Origin of the sequence: Streptomyces sp. NPDC052042 (assembly GCF_044548345.1) — a bacterium.
GTDB lineage: Bacteria > Actinomycetota > Actinomycetes > Streptomycetales > Streptomycetaceae > Streptomyces.
This window is the reverse complement of sequence record NZ_JBIUBU010000004.1, coordinates 196,460-218,938: the sequence shown is the minus strand read 5'-3', so window position 1 is coordinate 218,938 and position 22,479 is coordinate 196,460. Positions and strand designations below refer to the sequence as shown.

19 protein-coding genes are annotated in these 22,479 nt (G+C 72.0%); 10 read left to right on the top strand and 9 right to left on the bottom strand.

Going from position 1 to position 22,479, the window contains the following annotated elements:
- Window positions 1-271: 271 nt before the first annotated feature.
- The 3 genes from ACIHCL_RS10445 to ACIHCL_RS10435 all read right to left on the bottom strand — a co-directional run bounded on the left by ACIHCL_RS10445 (window position 272) and on the right by ACIHCL_RS10435 (window position 4,397).
- Window positions 272-1,342, bottom strand: coding sequence for a methyltransferase (locus ACIHCL_RS10445; RefSeq protein WP_399859418.1), 1,071 nt, complete (start codon window positions 1,340-1,342; stop codon window positions 272-274).
- Window positions 1,343-1,377: 35 nt separating this feature from the next.
- The gene (locus tag ACIHCL_RS10440) at window positions 1,378-2,445 is read right to left on the bottom strand and encodes a nitrous oxide reductase family maturation protein NosD (protein ID WP_399859415.1); all 1,068 of its coding nucleotides are present in this window, start codon (window positions 2,443-2,445) and stop codon (window positions 1,378-1,380) included.
- A gap of 323 nt (window positions 2,446-2,768) precedes the next feature.
- Window positions 2,769-4,397, bottom strand: a complete 1,629-nt coding sequence (locus tag ACIHCL_RS10435) for an acyl-CoA synthetase (RefSeq protein WP_399859413.1) — start codon at window positions 4,395-4,397, stop codon at window positions 2,769-2,771.
- A gap of 165 nt (window positions 4,398-4,562) precedes the next feature.
- Here ACIHCL_RS10435 and ACIHCL_RS10430 point away from each other — a divergent pair, with 165 nt between their 5' ends.
- The 5 genes from ACIHCL_RS10430 to ACIHCL_RS10410 all read left to right on the top strand — a co-directional run bounded on the left by ACIHCL_RS10430 (window position 4,563) and on the right by ACIHCL_RS10410 (window position 9,352).
- Entirely contained in the window at window positions 4,563-5,363 is an 801-nt protein-coding gene (locus ACIHCL_RS10430) for a crotonase/enoyl-CoA hydratase family protein (protein ID WP_399859410.1), read from the top strand.
- Between the two features lie 15 nt (window positions 5,364-5,378).
- The gene (locus tag ACIHCL_RS10425) at window positions 5,379-6,329 is read left to right on the top strand and encodes a Zn-ribbon domain-containing OB-fold protein (RefSeq protein ID WP_399859408.1); all 951 of its coding nucleotides are present in this window, start codon (window positions 5,379-5,381) and stop codon (window positions 6,327-6,329) included.
- On the top strand, window positions 6,330-7,382 hold the full coding sequence (locus tag ACIHCL_RS10420) for a thiolase domain-containing protein (RefSeq protein ID WP_399859405.1): 1,053 nt from the start codon (window positions 6,330-6,332) through the stop codon (window positions 7,380-7,382). It abuts the gene before it with no gap.
- Window positions 7,375-8,541, top strand: coding sequence for a thiolase domain-containing protein (locus ACIHCL_RS10415; RefSeq protein WP_399859402.1), 1,167 nt, complete (start codon window positions 7,375-7,377; stop codon window positions 8,539-8,541). The genes ACIHCL_RS10420 and ACIHCL_RS10415 overlap by 8 nt, the downstream gene beginning before the upstream one ends.
- Window positions 8,542-8,851: 310 nt before the next feature.
- Window positions 8,852-9,352, top strand: a complete 501-nt coding sequence (locus tag ACIHCL_RS10410; protein WP_399859400.1) for a hypothetical protein — start codon at window positions 8,852-8,854, stop codon at window positions 9,350-9,352.
- A 93-nt stretch (window positions 9,353-9,445) separates the two neighbouring features.
- Here the strand turns inward: ACIHCL_RS10410 and ACIHCL_RS10405 are convergent, their stop codons facing one another.
- Complete coding sequence (locus tag ACIHCL_RS10405) at window positions 9,446-11,659, bottom strand: germacradienol/geosmin synthase (RefSeq protein WP_399859397.1); 2,214 nt, start codon at window positions 11,657-11,659, stop codon at window positions 9,446-9,448.
- Window positions 11,660-12,056: 397 nt separating this feature from the next.
- On the opposite strand from ACIHCL_RS10405, the gene ACIHCL_RS10400 reads away from it, so the two are divergent.
- Entirely contained in the window at window positions 12,057-13,388 is a 1,332-nt protein-coding gene (locus tag ACIHCL_RS10400; RefSeq protein WP_399859394.1) for an N-acetylmuramoyl-L-alanine amidase, read from the top strand.
- A gap of 78 nt (window positions 13,389-13,466) precedes the next feature.
- Here the strand turns inward: ACIHCL_RS10400 and ACIHCL_RS10395 are convergent, their stop codons facing one another.
- Window positions 13,467-14,600 carry an aminoglycoside phosphotransferase family protein gene (locus tag ACIHCL_RS10395; RefSeq protein ID WP_399859393.1) on the bottom strand — a complete coding sequence of 378 codons (1,134 nt, stop codon included), beginning with the start codon at window positions 14,598-14,600 and terminating at the stop codon, window positions 13,467-13,469.
- 232 nt (window positions 14,601-14,832) lie between these two features.
- Between ACIHCL_RS10395 and ACIHCL_RS10390 the strand changes: the two genes are divergently transcribed.
- Window positions 14,833-16,332 carry a hypothetical protein gene (locus tag ACIHCL_RS10390; protein ID WP_399859392.1) on the top strand — a complete coding sequence of 500 codons (1,500 nt, stop codon included), beginning with the start codon at window positions 14,833-14,835 and terminating at the stop codon, window positions 16,330-16,332.
- 217 nt (window positions 16,333-16,549) lie between these two features.
- Here the strand turns inward: ACIHCL_RS10390 and ACIHCL_RS10385 are convergent, their stop codons facing one another.
- Window positions 16,550-18,013, bottom strand: coding sequence for a PP2C family protein-serine/threonine phosphatase (locus ACIHCL_RS10385; RefSeq protein ID WP_399859390.1), 1,464 nt, complete (start codon window positions 18,011-18,013; stop codon window positions 16,550-16,552).
- A gap of 449 nt (window positions 18,014-18,462) precedes the next feature.
- Here ACIHCL_RS10385 and rpmG point away from each other — a divergent pair, with 449 nt between their 5' ends.
- Window positions 18,463-18,627 (top strand): 50S ribosomal protein L33, encoded by a 165-nt coding sequence (gene rpmG, locus ACIHCL_RS10380; RefSeq protein ID WP_399859387.1) that lies wholly within the window; start codon window positions 18,463-18,465, stop codon window positions 18,625-18,627.
- 250 nt (window positions 18,628-18,877) lie between these two features.
- Here rpmG and ACIHCL_RS10375 read toward each other — a convergent pair whose 3' ends face one another.
- On the bottom strand, window positions 18,878-19,534 hold the full coding sequence (locus tag ACIHCL_RS10375) for a YoaK family protein (protein ID WP_399859384.1): 657 nt from the start codon (window positions 19,532-19,534) through the stop codon (window positions 18,878-18,880).
- 475 nt (window positions 19,535-20,009) lie between these two features.
- Here ACIHCL_RS10375 and ACIHCL_RS10370 point away from each other — a divergent pair, with 475 nt between their 5' ends.
- Window positions 20,010-20,525: a lytic polysaccharide monooxygenase auxiliary activity family 9 protein gene (locus ACIHCL_RS10370; RefSeq protein ID WP_399859382.1), complete on the top strand. Its 516-nt coding sequence runs from the start codon at window positions 20,010-20,012 to the stop codon at window positions 20,523-20,525.
- 103 nt (window positions 20,526-20,628) lie between these two features.
- On the opposite strand, the gene ACIHCL_RS10365 is transcribed toward ACIHCL_RS10370, so the two are convergent.
- Window positions 20,629-21,246 (bottom strand): hypothetical protein, encoded by a 618-nt coding sequence (locus tag ACIHCL_RS10365; protein WP_399859379.1) that lies wholly within the window; start codon window positions 21,244-21,246, stop codon window positions 20,629-20,631.
- Between the two features lie 576 nt (window positions 21,247-21,822).
- Complete coding sequence (locus tag ACIHCL_RS10360) at window positions 21,823-22,029, bottom strand: DUF5988 family protein (protein ID WP_399859376.1); 207 nt, start codon at window positions 22,027-22,029, stop codon at window positions 21,823-21,825.
- Window positions 22,030-22,144: 115 nt separating this feature from the next.
- Between ACIHCL_RS10360 and ACIHCL_RS10355 the strand changes: the two genes are divergently transcribed.
- Complete coding sequence (locus tag ACIHCL_RS10355; RefSeq protein WP_399859373.1) at window positions 22,145-22,477, top strand: hypothetical protein; 333 nt, start codon at window positions 22,145-22,147, stop codon at window positions 22,475-22,477.
- Window positions 22,478-22,479 lie beyond the last annotated feature (2 nt).

Genomic DNA, 22,479 nt, shown 5'->3' with positions numbered 1-22,479 from the left:
GGCAACGTCCGTCCCGTCGCGCCGCCCGGCACTTCCCCGGGCTCTCGGCCCCGTTCGGGCAGGGGAGCCCCCATGGCCCGCCGCGGCGGCCCGAAGCCCTCGCAGTCCCGCTGCGAGGGCTTTCGGACGTCCGGGCGAGCGCCCGGGCGACGCTCTTCGCGGTCGCGGCGCCGGGCCGGTACGGCGAGGTGCCCCGGGTCCGTCCGGCGGGACGCACCCGGGGCACCTCGCGTGGCCGTGCCTCCCGGTCAGCCGGGGACCACGCGCCGACTCAGTCCGGGACCACGCATTCGAACGCGTCCAGGTAGGTGTTGACCGGGACGATCCTGTCGATCACCAGGCCCGCCTCCGAGATCCGGCCGACCATGCTGTCGCGGGTGTGCTTCGCGCCGCCGACGTTGAGGAGCAGCAGCAGGTCCATCGCGGTCGTGAACCGCATCGAGGGGCTGTCGTCGACGAGGTTCTCGATGACGACGACCCGGGCACCCGGGCGGGCCGCGCGGATGACGTTGCGCAGGGTCCGGCGCGTGCTGTCGTCGTCCCACTCCAGGATGTTCTTGATGATGTAGAGGTCGGCCGCGACGGGGACGGCCTCGCGGCAGTCGCCGGCCACGATGCGGGTCCGGCCGCAGAGCGGCCCCTCGTCCCGCAGCCGGGCGTCCGCCCGCGCCACCACACCCGGCAGGTCCATGAGGGTGCCGCGCAGCGACGGGTGCTTCTCCAGCAGGCTCGCCAGCACGTGCCCCTGACCGCCGCCGATGTCGGCGACCGAGGACACACCGGTGAGGTCGAGGAGATCGGCGACGTCCCGCGCGGACTGCACGCTGGAGGTGGTCATGGCCCGGTCGAAGACCCGGGCCGACTCGTCCGCGTCCTGGTGGAGGTAGTCGAAGAAGCCCTTGCCGTGCACGTCCTCGAAGACGCTCCGGCCGGTGCGCACCGCGTCGTCGAGGCGCGGCCACACCTCCCAGGTCCAGGGCTCGGTGCACCACAGGGAGATGTGGCGGAGGCTGTTCGGGTCGTCCTCGCGCAACAGACGGGACATCTCCGTGTGGGCGAAGCACCCGTCCGGTGTCTCGGCGAAGATCCCGTAGCAGCTCAGGGCGCGCAGCAGCCGGCGCAGCGGCACCGGCTCGGTCCCCACCAGCGTCGCGAGCTCCCGCACGTCGGCGGGCGTCTCGCCGAGCGCGTCGGCGACGCCCAGCCGGACCGCGGCACGCACGGCGGCGGCGCGGGCCGCACCGAAGACGATCTCGCGCAGCTGCATGGCGGGTTGCGGGGGTGCGACGGGGTGCGGGACGGCGGCGGGGGTGGGTGCGGGAGTGGGACTCACAGTGGTCATGCTGGTTCGCTTCTCCTCGTGCGGGGGTGCGCCGGTCAGCACATCCCGGCCGGTGTGGACTTCGTGCAGACGTTGGAGACGAAGGTGTTGCCCGTGCCGGTGTCCCCGTTGGCCAGGTCGGCGGGCTTGTTGCCGAGCGCGACGTTGCCGCTGACGGTGTTGCCGTTGTTCTTGGCGCCGACGAAGCTCTTGAAGAGCACGACGCCGCCGGACATCGGCGTGGCGCCCGTGTTGTCGCTGATCGTGTTCGAGCGGATCCGGGTGTCCTCGGCGCCCGTGAGCACGATGCCGGAGCCCTGGATGGCGGGCAGCCGGTCCGTCTTCGCGCAGTACTTGTTGTTGGCGGTGATCCGGTTGGAGTGGATCGTCATCGCCCCGGCCTGCGGGCTGCCCTCGTCACCGACCACGAACACACCGCTGCAGTTGGCGGTGATGGTGTTGCTGTGAACCGACAGGTTCCTCACGCGCCGGGCGGTGAAGCCGATCCGGTTGTCCCTGAGCGTGTTGCCCCGGAGTTCGGTGCCCCGGGTGTCGGTGGCGCCGCCCTCCTCGCTCACGGTGTTCGCGACGAAGACGCCCGCGTCCCCGTTGGCGCGCGCGGTGTTCCCGGTGAACGCGCCGCGGGTGGACCGCTCCTGGGCGATGCCCCAGACACCGTTCCGTTCCGCGACCACGCGCCGCACGGTCAGCCGGTCCGTCCAGGAGGCCCAGACGCCGTGCTTCTGGAATCCGGAGACGGTCAGCGCGTCGATGGTCACCCCGTCGACGGTCGCGCCGGACCGCCCCAGGACGCAGATCCCGCTCCCGGCCTTCGCGCAGGCGCCCGCCGCCTGCGCCTTCCCGGTCGCCGGGCGGATGACGGTACGGTCGCCGGAACCGCGCAACGTGAGGCCGGACTTGTCGATCAGGACGGTCTCCCGGTACGTGCCGGGCTCGACGACGACGGTGTCACCCGGCTTGGCGGCGTCCACCGCCTTCTGGATCGACTGGCCGGGCCGCACCACGAGGGGGCTCGTGGCCGAGGCGGACGGTACCGCCGTGCCGAGCCCGGCGGCCGAGACGGCCACGGCGATCGCGAGGCTCTTGAAATGTCGTTTCCTCATGTGGCGAAGCTATGGGCGATTTCCCCCCTTTGCCACACAGAGTGAGCGGTCGGGTACCCGGCATAGCCGCAATGGCTCAGGGTGCGGACCGCCGCCCGGGAACGGGCGCCGGAGCGTCGCCGGGGCTCCTCGGTGCCGCCCGGTGCGGGGCGGCCGGTCCGGCCACCGGGACCGGTGCGGGGCCGTTCGAGTGTTCTTCGGCTGCGGCCGGCCCGGCCCCTCCGGACGAGGGCCGCGGGTGGTCGGGCGCTCACGCCCCGCAGGGGGTTCTGGGCGCGGGCCCGGCCCCGGACACCGGCGGCGGGGATCCGGGCGGGGCCGTCTCAGCCCGGGTCGCCGTGCGGGGACGTGGCGACCGCACGGGCCCACCGGTAGTCGGCCTTGCCGCTGGGGGAGCGCCGGATCCGCCCGGTGATCACCAGCCGCCGGGGGATCTTGTAGCCGGCCAGCCGGGTCCGGCAGTGGGCCTGGACGTCGTCGAGCGAGGGCCGCGCGGCCCCCTCGCGCAACTGCACCACCGCCGCCACGTGGTTGCCCCACCGCTCGTCCGGCACCCCGGCGACCAGGGCGTCGTAGACGTCGGGGTGCGCCTTCAACGCCTGCTCGACCTCCTCCGGATACACCTTCTCGCCCCCGGTGTTGATGCACTGCGACCCCCGGCCGAGGACCGTGACGATGCCCTCCGCGTCCACGGTCGCCATGTCGCCGAGCAGGACCCAGCGCCGGCCCTCCCGCCGGAAGAACGTCTCCGCCGTCTTGCGCGGATCGTTGTAGTAGCCGAGCGGCACATGGCCGCACTGGGCGAGCCGCCCGGGCTCACCGGGCGCCACCGGTTCATGCGTCACCGGATCGACCACCGTGGTACGGGAGTTGACCTGGATCCGGAAACCCTTCTCCGGTCCCGAGTCGGGTGTCGCCGTGCCGTTGAACCCCGACTCGGACGAACCGAAGTTGTTCAGCAGCATCGCCGTCGGCACCAGTTCCCGGAACTCGGCGCGCACCGATTCCGACATGATCGCGCCCGAGCTGGACACGGAGAACAGCGACGAGCAGTCGGTTCCCCGCAGCGGGCCCCTGAGCGCGTCGATCAACGGCCGCAGCATCGCGTCGCCCACCAGGGAGACGCTGGTGACCTTCTCCTTCTCGATCGTCCGGAGCACCTCCTCCGGCACGAACTTGCGGTGGACCACCACCCGTTGGCCGAAGTCGAAGGCGATGAACGCGGTCAGCGTCGACGTCCCGTGCATCAGCGGGGGAGCGGGCAGGAACGTGATCCCGTCCCCGCCCGCCACCACCCGCTCCGCCAGTTCCTCCGGGGACTTCACCGGCTCGCCGGTCGGCGCGCCGCCACCGAGACCGGAGAAGAACAGGTCCTCCTGACGCCACACCACCCCCTTGGGCATGCCCGTCGTGCCGCCGGTGTAGATGATGAACCGGTCGTCGGCGGACCGCGGGGCGAACCCGCGCTCCGGGCTCCCGGCCGCCTCCGCGTCCGCGAACGCCACGGCGTCCGGCCCGCGGACCCCCGCGGCCGGTGCCCCCACCCGGATCAGGTGGCGCAGGGTCGGGGCCTGCGCGGCGGCGACCCGGACCCGTTCGTCGAACTCGGCGTCGAAGACCAGGGCCGCCAGATCCGCGTCACGATAGAGGTGGGCCAGCTCGTCCTCCACATAGCGGTAGTTGACGTTGACCGGGACGAGCCGGGCCTTGAGGCAGGCCAGCAGTGTCTGGAGGTACTCGACCCCGTTGTAGAGATGCAGCCCCACGTGCTCGCCGGCGCTGAGCCCCGCGTCGAGCAGGTGGTGGGCGACGCGGTTGGCCGCCGCGTCCAGTCGCGCGTACGTCAGCCGCCGCTCCGCACCCGTGCCGGGATGGTCGACGTAGACGAGCGCCTCGCGTTCCGGGACTACGTCGACGACCGATTCGAACAGGTCGGCAAGGTTGTACTCCACCGCTCCTCCTGACCCCGGCTGCTGACCGACACGGCGTCATTAGAGCGCCGGGGCGCACAAGTGGGAAGGGTGTCGTCCAATAAATCTGACTACCTGTCAGAAAACTATTGAACTGGCTCCCCGCCTCCTGCAACCTGTTCCGGTACGCGAGACGGGAGGCACGCGATGGCTGGTACGGAACACCTCACCGTGCGGCGCGAGGGCGCCACGATGGTGCTCACCCTGAACAGGCCCGAGGCGAAGAACGCACTCTCGCTGCCGATGCTGGTCGGGCTGTACGACGGCTGGCTCGCGGCGGACGCGGACGACACGGTCCGCTCGATCGTCCTCACCGGCGCCGGCGGCTGCTTCTGCGCGGGAATGGACCTCAAGGCCCTGGCCGGTGGGGGAACGGAGGGCGACGAGTACCGCGACCGGATGACCGCCGACCCGGACCTGCACTGGAAGGCGATGCTGCGCCACCACCGTCCCCGCAAACCGGTGGTCGCCGCCGTCGAGGGCCCCTGTGTGGCGGGCGGCACCGAGATCCTCCAGGGCACCGACATCCGCATCGCCGGGACGGGCGCCACCTTCGGCCTCTTCGAGGTCCGGCGCGGCCTCTTCCCCATCGGCGGTTCGACGGTGCGGCTGCCGCGCCAGATCGCCCGCACCCACGCGCTCGAAATGCTCCTCACCGGCCGCCCGTACAGCGCCGAGGAGGCCGCCGCCGTCGGGCTGATCGGCCGCGTCGTGCCCGAGGGCACCGCGTTGGAACAGGCCCTCGACGTCGCCGGGCGGATCAACGCCTGCGGACCGCTCGCCGTCGAGGCCGTCAAGGCGTCCGTGTACGAGTGCGCCGACCTGACCGAGACCGAGGGCCTGGCCGCCGAACTGAAGCGCGGATGGCCGGTCTTCGCCACCGACGACGCCAAGGAGGGCACCCGCGCCTTCGCCGAGAAGCGCGAGCCCGTCTACCGGCGCTCCTGAACCGAGGAGGCAACCGTGCCCGACACCCTCAGCGCACCCCTGGTCGTCGCATTCCCCTTCACCCGCTCCCTCGGCCCGGTCCAGAGCGCCTTCCTCACCGGACTGCGTGAACGCACCGTCCTCGGTGTGCGGACCGACGGCGGAAAGGTCCTCGTCCCGCCCGTCGAGTACGACCCCGTCACCGCGCGGGAGATCCGCGAACTCACCGAGGTCGCCGCCACCGGCACCGTCACCACCTGGGCCTGGAACCCCGCGCCGCGCCCCCACCAGCCCCTCGCCACCCCCTTCGCCTGGGTCCTCGTACGCCTCGACGGCGCCGACACCGCCCTCCTGCACGCCCTGGACGCCGCCGGCCCCGAAGCCGTCCGCACCGGCATGCGGGTGCGGATCCGCTGGGCACCCGAACGCACCGGCGCCATCACGGACATCGCCTGCTTCGAGCCCCACGACGGGCCGCCCGGCCGGACGGCCCCGCACGACGGCGCGTTCACCGACCCCGTCACCGGCATCGTCACCCCCGCCCGCCTCGACTACCGGTACACCCCCGGCCGCGCGCACGGCGCCTACCTGCGGGCGCTCGCCGAGCGGCGCATCATGGGCGAACGCTGCCCGTCCTGCGAGAAGGTGTACGTGCCGCCCCGCGGCGCCTGCCCCACCTGCGGCGTCGCCACCGCGGAACAGGTCGAGGTCGGCCCGCGCGGCACCGTGACCACGTACTGCGTCGTCAACATCAAGGCCGCTCATACGGCGAATCCCGGCATCGAGGTCCCCTACGTCTACGCGCACATCGCCCTCGACGGCGCGGACCTCGCGCTGCACGCGCGGATCGGCGGCATCCCGTACGACCGGGTGCGCATGGGCCTGCGCGTCGAACCCGTCTGGACCGAGGGAGCACGCCACCCCGACCACTACCGGCCGACCGGTGAGCCGGACGCCGCCTACGACGCGTACAAGGAGCTGCTGTAGATGCGAGACGTGGCGATCGTCGCCTTCGCGCAGACCGACCATCTGCGGCGCACCGACGAACTCTCCGAGGCCGAGATGCTGATGCCGGTGCTCCACCGGGTCCTCGACGCGACCGGACTCGGGACCGGCGACCTCGGCTTCGTCTGTTCCGGCTCCAGCGACTACCTGGCGGGCCGGGCCTTCTCCTTCACCATGGCGCTCGACGGGGTCGGCGCCTACCCGCCGGTCTGCGAGTCCCATGTCGAGATGGACGGCGCCTGGGCGCTGTACGAGGCATGGGTGAAGCTCCGGACCGGCCGGGCCGGCACCGCGCTCGTCTACTCCTACGGCAAGTCCTCGCCCGGTTCCGTACGCGACGTCCTCACCCGCCAGCTGGACCCGTACTACGCCGGTCCTCTCTGGCCCGACTCCGTCGCGCTCGCCGCCCTCCAGGCCCAGGCCCTGATCGACGCCGGCGACACCGACGAGGCCGCGCTCGCCGCGATCGCCCACCGCAACCGCGCCGCCGCCGCGGACAACCCGCACGCCCAGCTCACCGGCCCGGTCCCCGCCGGCGACTACGTCGTACGGCCGCTGCGCACCGGCGACTGTCCGCCCGTCGGCGACGGCGCCGCCGCCGTGATCCTCGCCGCCGGGGACACCGCGCGGGCCCTGTGCCCCCGCCCCGCCTGGGTCCGGGGCATCGACCACCGCGTCGAGGCCCATGGCCTCGGCGTCCGCGAACTGACCGAGTCCCCGTCCACCCGGCTCGCAGCCGAGCGCGCCGGAGCCTTCGAACGGCCCGTGGACACCGCCGAACTGCACGCCCCGTTCACCTCCCAGGAGGTCGTGCTGCGCAAGGCGCTGCGGCTCGACGGCACCGTCACCGTCAACCCGTCCGGCGGCGCGCTCGCCGCCAACCCCGTCATGGCCGCCGGGCTGATCCGGCTCGGCGAGGCCGCGAGCCGCATCCACCGCGGCGCCTCCGACCGGGCGCTCGCCCATGCCACCTCCGGGCCCTGCCTGCAACAGAACCTGGTCGCCGTACTCGAAGGGGAGGGCGCTCATGCCTGAGGAGCCCGTGGCCGTCGTCGGCATCGGCCAGACGAAGCACGTCTCCGCCCGCCGGGACGTCTCCATCGCCGGACTCGTCCGTGAGGCCGCCGTCCGCGCCCTGGAGGACGCCGCCCTGGGCTGGGCCGACATCGACGCCGTCGTCATCGGCAAGGCCCCCGACTTCTTCGAGGGCCTGATGATGCCGGAGCTCTACCTCGCGGACGCCCTCGGCGCGGTCGGCAAACCGATGCTGCGGGTGCACACCGCGGGCTCGGTCGGCGGCTCGACCGCGCTCGTCGCCGCCGAGCTGGTCTCCGCAGGGGTGCACCGCACCGTACTCACCGTCGCCTTCGAAAAGCAGTCCGAGTCGAACGCCATGTGGGGGCTCTCGCTGCCGGTCCCGTTCCAGCAGCCGCTGCTCGCGGGCGCGGGCGGCTTCTTCGCCCCGCACGTGAGGGCCTACATGCGCCGCACCGGGGCGCCCGACACGACCGGCTCCCTCGTCGCCTACAAGGACCGCCGCAACGCGCTGAAGAACCCGTACGCGCACCTCCACGACCCGGACATCACCCTGGAGAAGGTCCGGTCCTCGCCGATGCTCTGGGACCCGATCCGCTACTCGGAGACCTGCCCGTCCTCCGACGGCGCCTGCGCGATGGTCCTCACCGACCGTGCCGGTGCGGACCGCTCGCCGCACCCGCCCGCCTGGGTGCACGGCGGCGCGATGCGGAGCGAACCGACGCTCTTCGCGGGGAAGGACTTCGTCTCACCACGCGCGGGCCGGGACTGCGCCGCCGATGTGTACCGGCAGGCCGGCATCGACGACCCGCGGAGGGAGATCGACGTCGTCGAGATGTACGTCCCGTTCTCCTGGTACGAACCCATGTGGCTGGAGAACCTCGGCTTCGCCGGCGAGGGCGAGGGCTGGAAGCTCACCGAGTCCGGCGTCACCGGGCTCGACGGCGACCTTCCCGTGAACCCCTCCGGAGGGGTGCTGTCCACCAACCCCATCGGCGCCTCCGGCATGATCCGCTTCGCCGAGGCCGCGTTGCAGGTGCGGGGACGGGCGGGTGAACACCAGGTGCAGGGGGCGCGCAGGGCGCTCGGCCACGCCTACGGGGGCGGGGCACAGTTCTTCTCCATGTGGCTGGTCGGATCCGAACCGCCCGGCAGCTGACCGCCGACCGCGTCCCGGAAACGGGGGAGAGCGGGTGCGGGGTCCCGCACGCCGCCACCCGGTCGGGGCCGCGCTTCCCGGCCGGGGTACGGGGACGGGGTCGCCCCGCCGAGGGCGCCCTCCAGGACCCCGCCCCGGTGCCCGTCGGGCGGGCCGGGCCGCGCGGGCCCGCACCCGCCGTCCCGGCCGCCGACGAGCACGCCGCCACCGGAACGCCGCGCCCCCGAGGGCCCGGGATCGCCCGCGCCGGGCGGGCGTCCCGGCGCGGCCCCGGCTCCGCGACGTGAGCCCGGACACGTACCATGTCCGCATGTCCTTCCTCCGCCGCCGCAGCGCCGCCACACCCGCGGGCCCCGACTTCGACGTCCTGGCCATGGACCCGGGGGACTGGCCCGGAAACCTCGGCGCGGGTCTGCTCCCTGCCCCGGACGGGAGCTGTCAGGGCGTCTTCCTGCGCTACGACCTGTTCGGCGGCCGCGGCCCCGCGATGATCATCGGCAATCTCCCGGAGGGCTCGCCCGCCCGCGAGACCGAGGAGGGACAGGTCCCGTTCGAGGTCGCCCAGCTGCTGCTCGCGCTGGAGAACGACGATCCTGTCGAGGTCACCGGCACCGAGGACATGCCGGTGATGCAGGGCGACAACCTGCTGATCGTCCACCGGATCAAGCTTTCGGAGAGCCGCATCTCCTGTGTCCAGTTCGACCGGAGCGACGGTGTGCTCGTCACCATCGCCAGCTGGGACCGGCCGATCACCGACGACCTGTACGCGCTGCTGAAGCCGCTGCCCGCCGAGCTGTTCCAGCAGGGCTGAAACGTCCCTGCGCCGCAGCCGCGCGCTCGGCGTCGCGCGGCTGCGGCGGGAGCGCCCGACGGGTGCGGACCCCGGACGCCGTCCGGCCCGGTGCTACACGCCGCTGCCCGCGAGCGGGGCGAAGAGCTCCGTCACCCGCGCCGCCGACACACCGATCCCCGTGGGCCCGCTCAGATGCCACGGGGTGCCGGTGCCCCGCCGCAGATCCTCCTCGCGGTAGCGTCGGCAGCCCCGGTGCCAGATCAGGATGCCCGCGAGCCAGTGCTCAAGCTCCCGCACATATCCGGCCAGGACCTCCCTCGCCTCCGCGTCCAGCCCGAAATCGTCGTACAGCACCGGGAGTTCGTGCTCGGCGACATGGCGGAACTGGCGCAGCCGCGACGTCATCAGGTCGTACACGATCCGTACCCCGGTGGGATAGTCCACCCCGAAGAAGTTCTGCACGACCAGGACGCCGTTGTGCACCTCGCCCTCGTACTCGATCTCCTTCTGGTACGAGAACAGGTCGTTGAGCAGACACGCGTAGTCCGCCGCCGCGTTCTCCAGCGACCGCAGCGGACCGCTGCGGTAGACCTCCTCCGGCACCTTCCGGCCGTGACCCAGACGGCTCAGACTCATCGTCAGTTCGGAGCCGAACGTCATACGCCGCATCTCGACGTAGTCCACCGGGTCGGGGATGCGGTTCTGCGCCTGGTTCGCCAGCTCCCACAACCAGCTCGCGGTCATGTCCTCGACCGCCCCCCGGAACGCGCGCCGCGCGCCCGCGTCCATCGGCGCCGAGGTCCTCGCCCACAGATCGGCGAGCGAACGCTCCAGCGCGTTGACCGGTTCGGGCGTCCCGCTCCCGTCCAGCGGCATGAACAGCGAGAGCCGCTCGTTGGCGAGCCTGGCCCCCGCCAGGTCACGGGCCCGCCCGTGCACCACCGGGAACCAGTCGTCGCCGTACGTCCCCCAGGTCAGCCACTGCGAGGCGAGATCCAGTTCCTCGGCCGTCGCGTCGGGATGCAACCCCGCCGCGCACAGCGGGAGGTCGAACGCGACGAGCCGCTCCTCGTCCCAGATGTGCGAGCCGGGCACACCCGGCTGCGCCTCCAGAATGCCCATCCGGCGCGACCAGTCCACGATCCGCACCCGTGCACCCTCCAGATGCGGACTCAGGGTCGTGCCGAACGGCAGCTCGAAGTCGGGCAGCAGGGACGGGCCGACGTACTGGTACGGCACATGCGTGTGACTGCGCAGCCGGGCCGACTCCGAGCGGTGGGTCAGCCGGATCGACGCCGCGGCCATGCCGAGGCCGGGTACCGCCCCGTCGGCGCCCCCGCCGTTCATGTAGCGGCTGGAGCGCATGTGCCACTCGTGGCCGCCGGACTGCCAGTCCTGCAGGCCCTTGACATACGCCAGGACCGCCGCCGTCCGCTCCGGGCTCAGGCCCTTCTCCGCGCACAGCGGGCCGACTTCGGTGAGCGCGGTGTTCTCGAACTGGTGGAGACGGGACGTCAGCAGATCGTTCACCGCGTCGGCCGCCTCCTGCGTCGAGCAGCCGAGGAAATGCTCCAGGACCAGCACCCCGTTGCTGTTTTCGCCTTCGTCCTCGACCTCACGCTGGTACGAGAACAGGTCGTTGCGCAGATGCACACCGTCGGAGAAGGCGTCCCGCAGTACCCTCAGCGCCCGCTCGCCGGCCACCGGCTCGGGGACCTCCGCGCCCGCCGCGTACTCCACCAGACCCGCCGACCACGGGGCGCCGCCTACCTTGCGCCGCATCTCGATGTACTCGACGGGATTCGCGATGCGCCCCTCGTCGATGTTGGCCAGCTCCCACAGCGACTCGTTGAGGAGGTTCCGCGTCGACTCGGCGAACCGGGCCCGCCAGGCATCGGACATGCTCGGGACCGTCCGCGCCCACAGATCGGCCAGCCCCGCCTCGACCGGATTCGCCGGCTCGGGCGTCCCGGCCCCGCGGTCCATCGGCATGAAGGCCGGCAACCGGTCCAGGTAGCGCTTGCCGCCCTCGCGGTCGCGGGTGCGTTTGAACAGCTCCAGGAAGTGGTCGTCGAAGAAGAAGACCCACACGTACCAGTCGGTGACCAGCGAGAGCGCCTCCGACGAGCAGTCGGGGTGGGTGTACGCGCACAGCAGCGCGTAGTCGTGGGAGTCGAGGTCCTTCTCCTCCCAGACGCCCGAACCCTCCAGCATCCCCATGCCGCGCGCCCACTCCTTGGTATGCCGCCGCGCCTCCTCGACATGGGGATTGAGCCGGGCCGGATAAGGAACGTAGAAGTCCGGCAGGGTGAAGGGCTGAGCCATGTGTGTCCGGCCTTTCCGATGTCTCGCCGTGCGCACGCCGCACGGACCAGGTGTCCGCGCGAGCACTACCCTTCGGCCGTTCAGGGCACGCACATCCGCGATTAGTCACATGAATGGTGGGCCCGGGAGCGGCGGTCCCACGTCCGCCGAGGGCTGCCCCGGGCCGGCCGGAATCCGGGGAGCCAAGTGCCACCGACCACGGGCGGATCCGGTCTTTCCGCAGGTCAGGGCGGGCGTCAGTGGTCTGGTCCACTGACTCGACCGGCGCTCTTGGCCGAACCCTTGACGTGTCGTCACCTCAGGTCGGAGAGTGTGCGCGCACCACGCAACGGTGAGATCGGATCACGCACACCCCCACCGCACGGCTCCCGTCCGTGCGGCTCCAGGAGAGGTTGCCATGACGTCCAAGCACAGGTCCCGACTCGCGGTCGCTTCGGTGGCGGCCGGCGCGCTGAGCATGACGCTGCTCGCTCCCGCGACCCAGGCCGGCGCCGACCCGGTGCGGCCGGAATGCCCGCGCGTTCTCGCATGCGACTGGGTGCCGGCGGCCTACCAACAGACGGGCGACCCCGCCGACAAGGAGACGTACGGCAACTACGACACCGCCGACCGGCCCCGCAGCCACAAGATCAGGTACATCGTCCTGCACGACACCGAGGTGGACTTCGACACCACCCTGAAGATCTTCCAGAACCCGCTGAAGCAGACCTCCGCCCACTATGTGGTCCGCTCCGCGGACGGCCACGTCACGCAGATGGTCAAGAACAAGGACGTCGCCTGGCAGGCGGGCAACTGGTACGTCAACAGCCACTCCATCGGCATCGAGCAGGAGGGTGTCGCCGTCGACGGCGCCACGTGGTACACCCCCGAGATGTACCGCTCCACCGCCGAGCTGGTGCGCTATCTCGCCGCCAGGTACGACATACCCCTCGACCGCCAGCACATCATCGGCCACGACGGCGTACCGCCCACCAGTGCCTCCGGAACCCGGAACATGCACTGGGACCCGGGCCCGTACTGGGACTGGAACCGCTTCATGGCGCTGCTCGGCGAGCCCACCGTGCCGACCGCCCCCAGGCGCAGCGAACTCATCACCGTCAGCCCGGACTTCAAGAGGAACAAACAGGCGTTCCGGGACTGCGAGAAGGGCGTGGACCTGCCCGTCCAGGCCTCCAGCGCCGTCCCGCTCCACACGGCCCCGTCGAAGGACGCGCCGCTCTTCTCCGACCCCGGCCTGCACCCCGACGGCTCTCCCGGCACGAACTGCGCCGCCGACTGGGGCAGCAAGATCAGCGCCACCCAGCAGGCCGTCGTCGCGGACCGCGTCCCCGGCTGGACGGCGATCTGGTGGTACGGCCAGAAGGCATGGCTCCGCACCCCGGCGCACATCCGGACCACCACCCCCACCTCCGGATACGTGGTGCGGCCCAAGGAGGGGCGCGCCGAGGTGCCGGTCTACGGCGTCGCGTACCCGGAGAAGTCCGAGTACCCCGCGGACTTCGCGGACCAGCGGGTGGGATCACCGCTTCCGTACACCATCAAGACCGGGCAGTCCTACCCCGGCGGTGGTGAGGCCCCCACGGGCTACTTCCACGCCCCGACCATCGACTCCTCGTACCCGTACGACCACACCTACTTCCGTGGCCGGGAGAAGTACGTGACCGTGCAGGTCGGCCACCGGATCGCCTTCGTCAAGGCCTCCGACGTGGACATCGTGCGCGCACGCTGACGGCGACCGGCGCCATGACAGCACGCCGCGGGCCCGTGTGTCGGCATCGGGCCCGCGGCGTGTCCCCCCGGGAAAAGGTCAGCGCGTGCCGACCGCGGCGCGAACAGCCCGGCGGGCCATGGCGCAGTCGTCGTGCAGCCGCCGCAGCAGCAGGCGCTGCTCCTCGCTCGACGAGAGCACACCCGGCCGGTCCGGAACGGTGCCCCCGGCCGGTTCCCGCATGGCCCGCTGGACGGCCGTCTCGTAGGTGCGGATCTCCCGCGTCAGTACCAGCATCAGGTTCACCAGGAACGCGTCGCGCGACGCGGGCCCCGCCACCTGCGCCAACTGGCTGATCTGGCGTCGCGCCGCCGGTGCGTCCCCCAGGACCGCCCACAGCGTCGCCAGGTCGTGTCCCGGCAGGTACCAGCCCGCGTGCTCCCAGTCCACCAGGACCGGACCCGCCGGCGAGAGCAGGATGTTGGAGAGCAGCGCGTCACCGTGGCAGAACTGCCATATGGTCTGCCGACCGCCCGCGTACGCCAGGCCGTGCAGCAGCTTCTGGAGGTCGCTCAGGTCACGGTCGGTGAAGAGACCGAGCTCGTGGTACTGGGTGATCCTCGCCGCGTAGTCCAGTGGCGCGTCGAACAGTCCCGGGGCGGGCCGCCAGGCGTTGACGCGGGCGACCGCACCGAGCACGGCCCGCACATCGGCCCGGGGCGGGGCCTCCGTCGGGTGGCGGGTCAGCGCCGCCACCCGGCCGGGCGTCCGCTCGATCACCAGGGCGCAGTTGTCAGGGTCGGCCGCGATCAGCCGGGGCACCCGCACCGGCGGACGGTGCCGGACGAACGCGCGATAGGCCGCTATTTCGTGGCGGAAGCGCTCGGACCACGCGGGCGAGTGGTCCAGCAGACACTTGGCGACCGCGGTCGTGCGTCCCGTGGAGCCGACCAGGAGGACCGAACGGCCACTGCGGCGCAGGACCTGCACCGGGTTGAATTCCGGGCAGATCCGGTGCACCGAGGCGATCACCGTCCTCAGCTGAGAGCCCTGCGGACCGGACAGGTCCAGCCGTCCGCTGAGCGGCGCGCCGCCCACCCTCGCCGATCGCCTCGGCCGGACCGCACCGGACGCCGACGGGGCGGCGTGCGGCGCGAGGTACGGCCCGCCGCCCGCCCCCAGGGGACGAACCGGCCGGGGCGGGGCGCTCACGGAGGACGATGCTGTGTACATGGGGGAGACAGATCCCTTCGTGCGCCGACAAGTTCGCGTGCGCCACCCCGGCCGGCGGCCGTCCGGCACCCTGGGGAGAACCGGGGTCTGCCGGGCGGGGTGGCGCTGTCCTACCTGACACCGGATCACGGGTGGCAGACCATGTGGCGCACCCTGGCGAACCCTGGCGAATAGTCGCGATGCCTCTGACAGGCGGTTACTGTCAACACAGCCGAGAACCTGGGGGCTTGACGTGACCGGAGAACCCAACACCCGCCTGTCCGACCTGTTCGGCCTCGCCGGCTGGTCCAAGGGCGAACTCGCGAGGCTGGTGAACCGGCAGGCGGCGGCCATGGGCCACCCGCAGCTGGCCACCGACACCTCGCGGGTGCGGCGTTGGATCGAGATGGGCGAATCCCCTCGCGATCCGGTGCCCAAGGTGCTGGCAGCCCTGTTCACCGAGCGGCTCGGCCGTGTCGTGACCATCGAGGACCTCGGGTTCGGCCGGCGCGGGCGTGTGGGGAGACGGCGGGAGGCGGGGACGGAGAACAACCCCGACGAACTGCCGTGGGCGCCCGAGCGGACCGCCGCGGTCCTCACCGAATTCACGGGAATGGACCTCATGCTCAACCGACGCGGCTTGGTGAGCGCGGGCGCCGCGCTCGCCGCAGGATCGACCATCACCGGCCCCATGCGCGACTGGTTGCACAGCGACCCCGTGCTGGCCGCCGACATCCCTCGGACCGACGACCCCCTCCACGCGGAAACCGCCGGATTCGACCGGTACGAGGCCGCGCCCATCGGCTCGGAGGAGATCGAGGCGCTCGAACGCTCCGTCGAGGTGTTCCGCGCCTGGGACGCCTCCAGGGGCGGCGGACTCCAGCGCAAGGCCGTGGTGGGCCAGCTCAACGAGGTGGGCGGCATGCTCGCCTACCATCACCCCGAACACCTGCAGCGCCGCCTCTGGGGCGTCGCCGCCAACCTCGCGGTGCTCGCGGGGTGGATGTCCCACGACATCGGCCTGGAGCCCACCGCGCAGAAGTACTTCGTCATCGCCGCGCACGCGGCACGCGAGGGCGGCGACCGCCCCCGCGCGGGCGAGGCGCTGTCCCGGGCGGCCCGTCAGATGGTCCACCTGGGCCGTCCCGACGAAGCCCTGGACCTCATGCAGCTCGCCAAGTCCGGCTCGGGCGACACGATTCTGCCGCGCACCCGGGCGATGCTGTGCACCATCGAGGCATGGGCGCAGGCGTCCATGGGACAGGGCCAGGCGATGCGGCGCACGCTGGGCAAGGCCGAGGAGCTCTTCGTCTCGGACAAGAGCGATGTGCCGCCCCCGAGCTGGATGCAGATGTTCGACGAGGCGGACCTGCACGGCATGCAGGCCCTGGCGTTCCGCACCCTCGCCGACCACGATTCGTCGGTGGCGACCGTGGCCCAGCGCCACGCCAAGCGGGCGCTGGAGCTCCGGGTCAACGGGCGGCAGCGCTCCAAGATCTTCGACTACATCTCACTCGCCTCGGCGTGCTTCATCGCCGACGACCCCGAACAGGCGGACCGCTACGCACGGTTGGCGCTGGTGCCGATGGGGGAGACCTCCTCGCACCGCACCTGGGACCGGTTGCGCGAGATGTACCGGCTGACCGGCCAGTACGCGGGGTATTCGAAGATCGCGGATCTGCGGGAGGAGATCGAGGTCGCCATGCCGCAGCGCGCCGTCGGCAAGCAGCCCAGGCGCTCGTCCGAGATCTGACCGCAGGGCGTCGTGACGGACGGGCGCCGGCCGTACCGACGACCGCGGTCCGGTCGGGAGCAGTCCGGTCCGGCACCACCGCCTGATCACGATCCCCCGATCACTGTCCGATCGGTGGGCATCCGCACGCATGGGGACTGCGGGCCGCTCGTGCTCCTGCCGGTCGTCCCCTGTCCGGCGTCGGTACGTCCGCGTTCCCGCGGGTGTGTCGCCGTGTCTACGCCCCGATGCGGGCGATCAGCACGCACGCGTCGTCCAGGCGTTCGGTGCCGCCGAACTCCGTGACGACCGTACGCACGCACTCCTGTGCCGTACGGGCCCGTGCGAAGCGCGGTGCCAGCGCGAGCAGGGCGTCCGGGCCGGCATCCCGGCCGCTGTGACGGTTCAGCCCGTCGGTGTGGAGGACCAGCACGTCGCCGGGGAGCAAGGGCACTTCGTCCTGCTGGTACGCGACCGCGGACGCCGCGCCGAGGAGGACCCCGTCGGGCGGCGGCAGCGGGCGCCCCTCGCCGTTGCGGAACAGCAGCGGCGCGGGGTGCCCGGCCTGTGCCCAGGAGAGGGAGCCGGTGGCGGGGTCGAAGCGGCAGCAGACGGCGCTGCCGAGAGCAGGCTGCGCGGACGACTCGAGCAGGTGGTTGAGGTGTCCCATCAGGGGCCCGGGCTCGATGCCGGCCACGGCCATTCCGCGCAGGGCGCCCAGGAGCATCGCCATGGCCGAGGTGGCCTGGATACCGTGCCCGGTCAGGTCGCCGACGGTGAGCACCGTCCTGCCGTCCGGCAGCTCCAGGGCGTCGTACCAGTCGCCCCCGATCAGGGAACTCGACTCCGACGGAAGGTAGTGGGCCGCGACGTCCAGCACACCGGCTCCCTGCGAAGGGAGCCGCAGCGGGCCGCGCCACGGAGGCAGCACGGCTTCCTGGAGCTCGACCGCCATCCGGCGCTCGGTCCGTGCCATGTGCTGCCTGCGCCGCACCGCGTCACGGGTCCGGAGCACCGCCTGCTCGCTGCGTCGCAGCTCGCTCACATCCCGCAGGACCGCCCACATGGAGGCCGTGCAGCCGTCCGTGTCGAGGACCGGCTCGCCCATCATGTGGAGCGTGCGCGTCCGGCCGTCGGCCCGCAGGATGCGGAATTCCCCGTCTATCGGCTTCCCGTCCACCAGGCAGTCCGTGACCAGGGCGGTCAGCAGCGGCTGGTCGTCGGGGAGAAGCATGGACGGCAGCTCGTCCAGGGAGAGGGCGCCCGCGTCGGGAGACCTGCCGAAGATCTGGAACAGCTCCTCGGACCAGGTGGCCTCGTCGGTCAGCAGGTTCCACTCGGCGCTGCCCACCCGGCAAATGAGAGAGCCGTTCCCCGGCGGGGACGCCGCACCGCGCGGCACGTCCGGCACGTCCGGTACCGGGACCGAAGGGGGCGGTCCCGGTGTCCGCGGCGCCCCGGGCCCGAGGTCCTCCTTGAGCTGTCCCAGATGGGTGCCGAGATCATCCAGTTGGTGAACGGCCAGTTCGCAGAGCGCCCGGTGCCAGCGCGTTCGCGGGTCCTCCTCGTCGACCAGCACCGCGTCCCGTCGTACGGCATCCACCTCGCCGCGCAGCTGCCGGGTCCGGTCGATCAACGCGTCGACGGCGTGGTGCCCGTGCGGCCGGGGGGCGGGGCGGTCCGCGGACCGAGGGGACGGCATCTCGTACTCCGATACAGGCGCGGCGCGACCAGGTCTGGGAGGTGGACCGGAGACGACTGTCGCACAGCGCGCGGAGGCTCGTAAGGGATTTGGCGACACTCGATACGGTGTTGCTTCTGGCATATGCCATAGGCTGTGCATTCCGTCGATTCATCGAACAGACTTTCTTCTGGCGGAAGTTGACGCTCGCCTCCGGTGTGCGTGCCCCCGCCGGTGCGCCGGTCGTGCGCCCAGGTCATCCGGTGTGCGACGGGGTGTGCGCGGGCGTGCGGAGCAGGCGCGCGGGGCGCGCGGCGCTGCCGTCGCCCCGCGTCGGCTCCAAGGGGAGAGCGCGGGCCCGTCCGGCGGGAATGCGGCGGCGTGCCCGTGCGTTGCAGCAGCCGGAATGAAAACGACACTCATCGCCGAAAGTCGGATGGGTGAGATGTCGAGGAGGTTCGGAGGCAGGCATGGCCCGCAATGAAACGCGTCCCGTCGTGACGCTCCGGTCGACGGCCGGAACGGGCTGGAGCTACACGACCCGCAAGAGCCGTCGGAACGGCCCCGACCGGCTGGTCCTGCGCAAGTTCGACCCTGCCGCGGGGCGGCACGTCCTCTTCCGTGAGGAGCGCTGACGGGCAAGGCCGCGGACGGCCGTCCGCCGGGGGCCGGCTTCCGTGCCGCACCTCGCACCCCTGGGGCGGCTCCCGGGAACGGTTCGCAGTGGTTTATCGTTCATGCATGTGGGTGCGTGCGACGCGTCCACATCTGGACCGCCCCGGCCGGATACCCCCGATCCGGCCGGGGCTTCCCCTTCTCCGAGGGCTTTCTCCGAGGGCCCGGTGGCTCCAGCCACCGTGTGCGGGGCGGGACCGGGACGGCGGGTCAGCCGCTGGAGCGCCTTCCCGGGACCGCCTCGACCAGCAGCGCGCCCACCACGGGCACCACCATCACCGTGGCCGCCGTCTCCGGCCGGAACCGCACCGCCAGCGCGGTCACGGCGGCTCCCGCCACGACAGCCGCCAGCCGGGCCGCAGCCCAGCCGTCCTCCCGTCGTCGGGACCGCGACGCCGCGCGCCCGACGAGGGAGGTGAGGGTGCCGGTGAAGTAGTTCGTGGGCGTCGCGAGGGTGCTGCCCTGGACGCCCATGGCCGCGGCGCCGAGCACCAGCAGAGCCGGCCGGTCCCCGCCGGACGGGGCCGGGCCCACCCCCCACAGCACGGCAGCCGCTCCCAGCAGCCCCGCCTCGACCAGCAGTGTCATCGGCACAGACCACCGCAGCCGCGCGCTCAGCCATGCTCCGCACGCGACCCCGGAGCCGTACGCGACCAGCGCGGTGACCACCCGGAGGGCCATCCCGTGCTCGCCGATGCCGACCGCGGAGGCGCCCAGGAGGACGAGGTTGCCGGTCATCACCCCGGCGAAGACCTGCCCCAGGCAGACGAAGGCGAATGCGTCCGCCGCTCCCGAGGCGGCCGACAGGAGCAGCAGGGCCCACGCGGTCCGCGGATCGCGCCGGGCGGGGGAGGAGAGAGTGGGCACGCCTGCATTCTCGGTGCGGCCGTACCGAATGGCGCCGAAGCGCCGCGGGCGTGGCGAGTCCGCCCTGGCCGCGGCGTCGGTGCCGCGTCGGGCCGGTGCGGCGGGTCGTCGCTCGCCGGACGGCCGGACCCGGTGGCGGGGTGTCCGTGACCGGCCGGTCGCACGTCCGCGGGAACGTGGTCCGGGAGGCCGCCGCCTCGACGGGGCTCGCGGGAAGTGGGGCGGCCGGCGGGGCATGTCGAAGCGGACTTCGTGAACTCCGGGCGCACCGCCACTCTTGACGGCGACTCTGCGTTGGCTATGGTCTGGTCCAAGTGCAAGGCCGTCGCATGGACGCCCGCGACCGCGCGGCGTGCGTTCCGGCGGACTTGCCAGCCCTTCGCACATCTCGGCCCCACACTGGAGAGGCCGGCCTGCCGTCGTCGGGCCCCCACGGCCCGGCCGCGCGCAGCGACGCCTCATGTGAAGGAGAAGCATGCACGCGAAAAGGAAGACAGCCGCAGCCATCGGTGCCGCGCTGGCACCGGTTCTGGCCCTGAGCCTTCCGGCCGGTTCCGCCAACGCCCACGGATACATCTCGTCGCCGCCCAGCCGTCAGGCCCAGTGCGCCGCCGGGACCGTGAGCTGCGGAGACATCAAGTACGAGCCGCAGAGCGTGGAAGGCCCCAAGGGGCTGACCAGTTGCAGCGGCGGCAACGGCCGCTTCGCCGATCTCGACAACGACGCCAAGGGCTGGAAGGTGACTCCGGTCGGCCGGACCACGGCCTTCCAGTGGGTCCTGACCGCACGGCACGCCACGAGCACCTGGCAGTACTACGCGGGCGGCCAGAAGATCGCGGAGTTCAACGACAACGGGGCTCAGCCGGGAGCGACGGTCACCCACCAGGTGAGCTTCGGCGGCTTGAGCGGTAAGCAGAAGGTGCTCGCGGTGTGGAACATCGCCGACACCGCCAACGCCTTCTACGCCTGCGTCGACGTCAACGTCGGCTGACTCGGAGTCTGATGCCCGCCCCTGCCGTCGGTTCTGGTGGGGGCACACGGAACCCCGGCCCGATTCCGGCGGGCCGGGGTTGTGTGTGGGGTGGGTGGTTGGATCAGTCGCGGCCGCCGAAGTCGTCGTCGTAGTCGCCGCCGTATCCGCCGCCGTCACCGCCGTGGCCGCCGTGGTGGCCGTGGTGGTGGTGATGGATCACGCGGAAGCTGCCGACGATCCCGTTGTGGACGTGGACGCCGCCCTTCACGCGGCCCGGGTGGACCCCGTCGCTGGAGCTCCAGGGCCCGACGGTGGCGATGGGGGCGCCGTTGTCGCAGGTGACACCGCGGAACACCTCGATGGTGCGGTGGCTCTCGTTGCGGATGTTGAGGGTCCTGGAGCCGAGACCGCTGACCACGGTCACGCAGCCGCCGCGCTCGTCGGAGTAGGTGCGCTCGTTGATGTGGATGCGGCCCTTGTGGTGGTGCCGGTGGTGGTGGCGGCGCTTCTCGTGTCCGCCTCCGCCTCCGCCGCCGTAGCCCTTGCCCTCGTTGCCCTTGCCCTCGTTGCCCTTGCCGGAGTCTCCGCCGGTGAGGGCCGTGGTGGGGGCGGCCTGCTGGACGATGGGGGCCGCCTGGGCCGGCTCGGAAGTGGCGGCCGAGGCGTAGGTGATGCCGGTGGCCGCCAGGGCCGCCGCGGCCGCGACAGCACCGGTAACAACGGTGGAACGGGTAACCATGTCACTTCTCCTGTCTCAGGGAGGCCGGCTGAGCAGTCGGCCCGTGATTGAACGTACTGACGGTCCCCATACCTGTCATATCGGACACGTTGCCGTGCGGCGCCGGAACGCCCATCGGGGGACACACCGTACGCCGAATGCTATTTCCAGATAATCTGATGATCTATCAACTGCCGTGGATCTAAGGCTTCTTGAGGTTTCGTTGGGCTGTCCGGGCGACTTCTGGAGTCCTGCTCACCCCCGCGAAAGCGTGTCATTCATTGACACGCCCGGGTAATGGTGCCCGCCGCGCCTTCGGTGCCGGTTGTGTTCCGCCCTCCGGCCTGCTGCTTCGTACGGCTGCTTCGTACGGCGTCGTGCTGCGCCGCGCCGCCGGGGCCGCGATGCGGCGGGGCGATGCCGTGGGCGGGTGACCGGGCGGAGAGCGGTGCCGTGGGCCGCCCGGTGACACCTCCGCCTGCTGGTCGTACCGGTGTGGGCGGTGCCCGCCCGCACCGCTGCGGTGCATGGCCCGAAAGCGGTGCTGATGCCCCGGCTGTATCCCCGTCGGGGGAGGGGGCGCGCCCCGGGGGGTGCTCAGCCCGGGAACTCCGTGCGCTCCCACCATTCGTAGACGGGCAGTTGGCCCTCTTCGGTGTCCCGGCGGCGCGTGGTGACTCTGAAGTGCTCGTATCCGCCCCGGAACGGGATCTTGACGTCGTCTCCCGGGGTGGTGAGGGAGACGATGCGCTCGGGGAGGTCGTCGGGGCCGCCTTCGAGGAATGCTCTCGGTGTGTTCGCCATGAAATGCAGTCTCTCCGGTGGCTGCTCGGGCTTCTCCGTGACGCGCCGAGGCCCTGTCCGCCCGGCCGATGCAAACTTCGCAACAAGTTGAGGAGTATCCCTGAGGGGTGGACGGATGCTGCAGATCCGGATCGGCCCGGAGCGTGCCGCGGACGTGGGCGACGGCCTGGCGCGCACGCTCCTCGGGTGGCGTCCGGGAATGAGCGAGGACGAGGCGTGGGAGGCCGGCCGGGGCGTCTGGAAGTTCAACGCCGACCGGGCCCTGTCCCAGAGCGAGGCGCAGATCATCAACGCCGCGGGAACCGTGCTCGCGGTGGCGAGGATCACCGGCATCTCCAAGCACGGCGACCGCTTCGCGCTCCAGGGCGAGTTGCTGCGCGGTGATCCGCGTGTCGGGCGCCCCACTCCCAGCCCGCATCTGTCCCGCAACCCCGTGACCTACATCTGAAG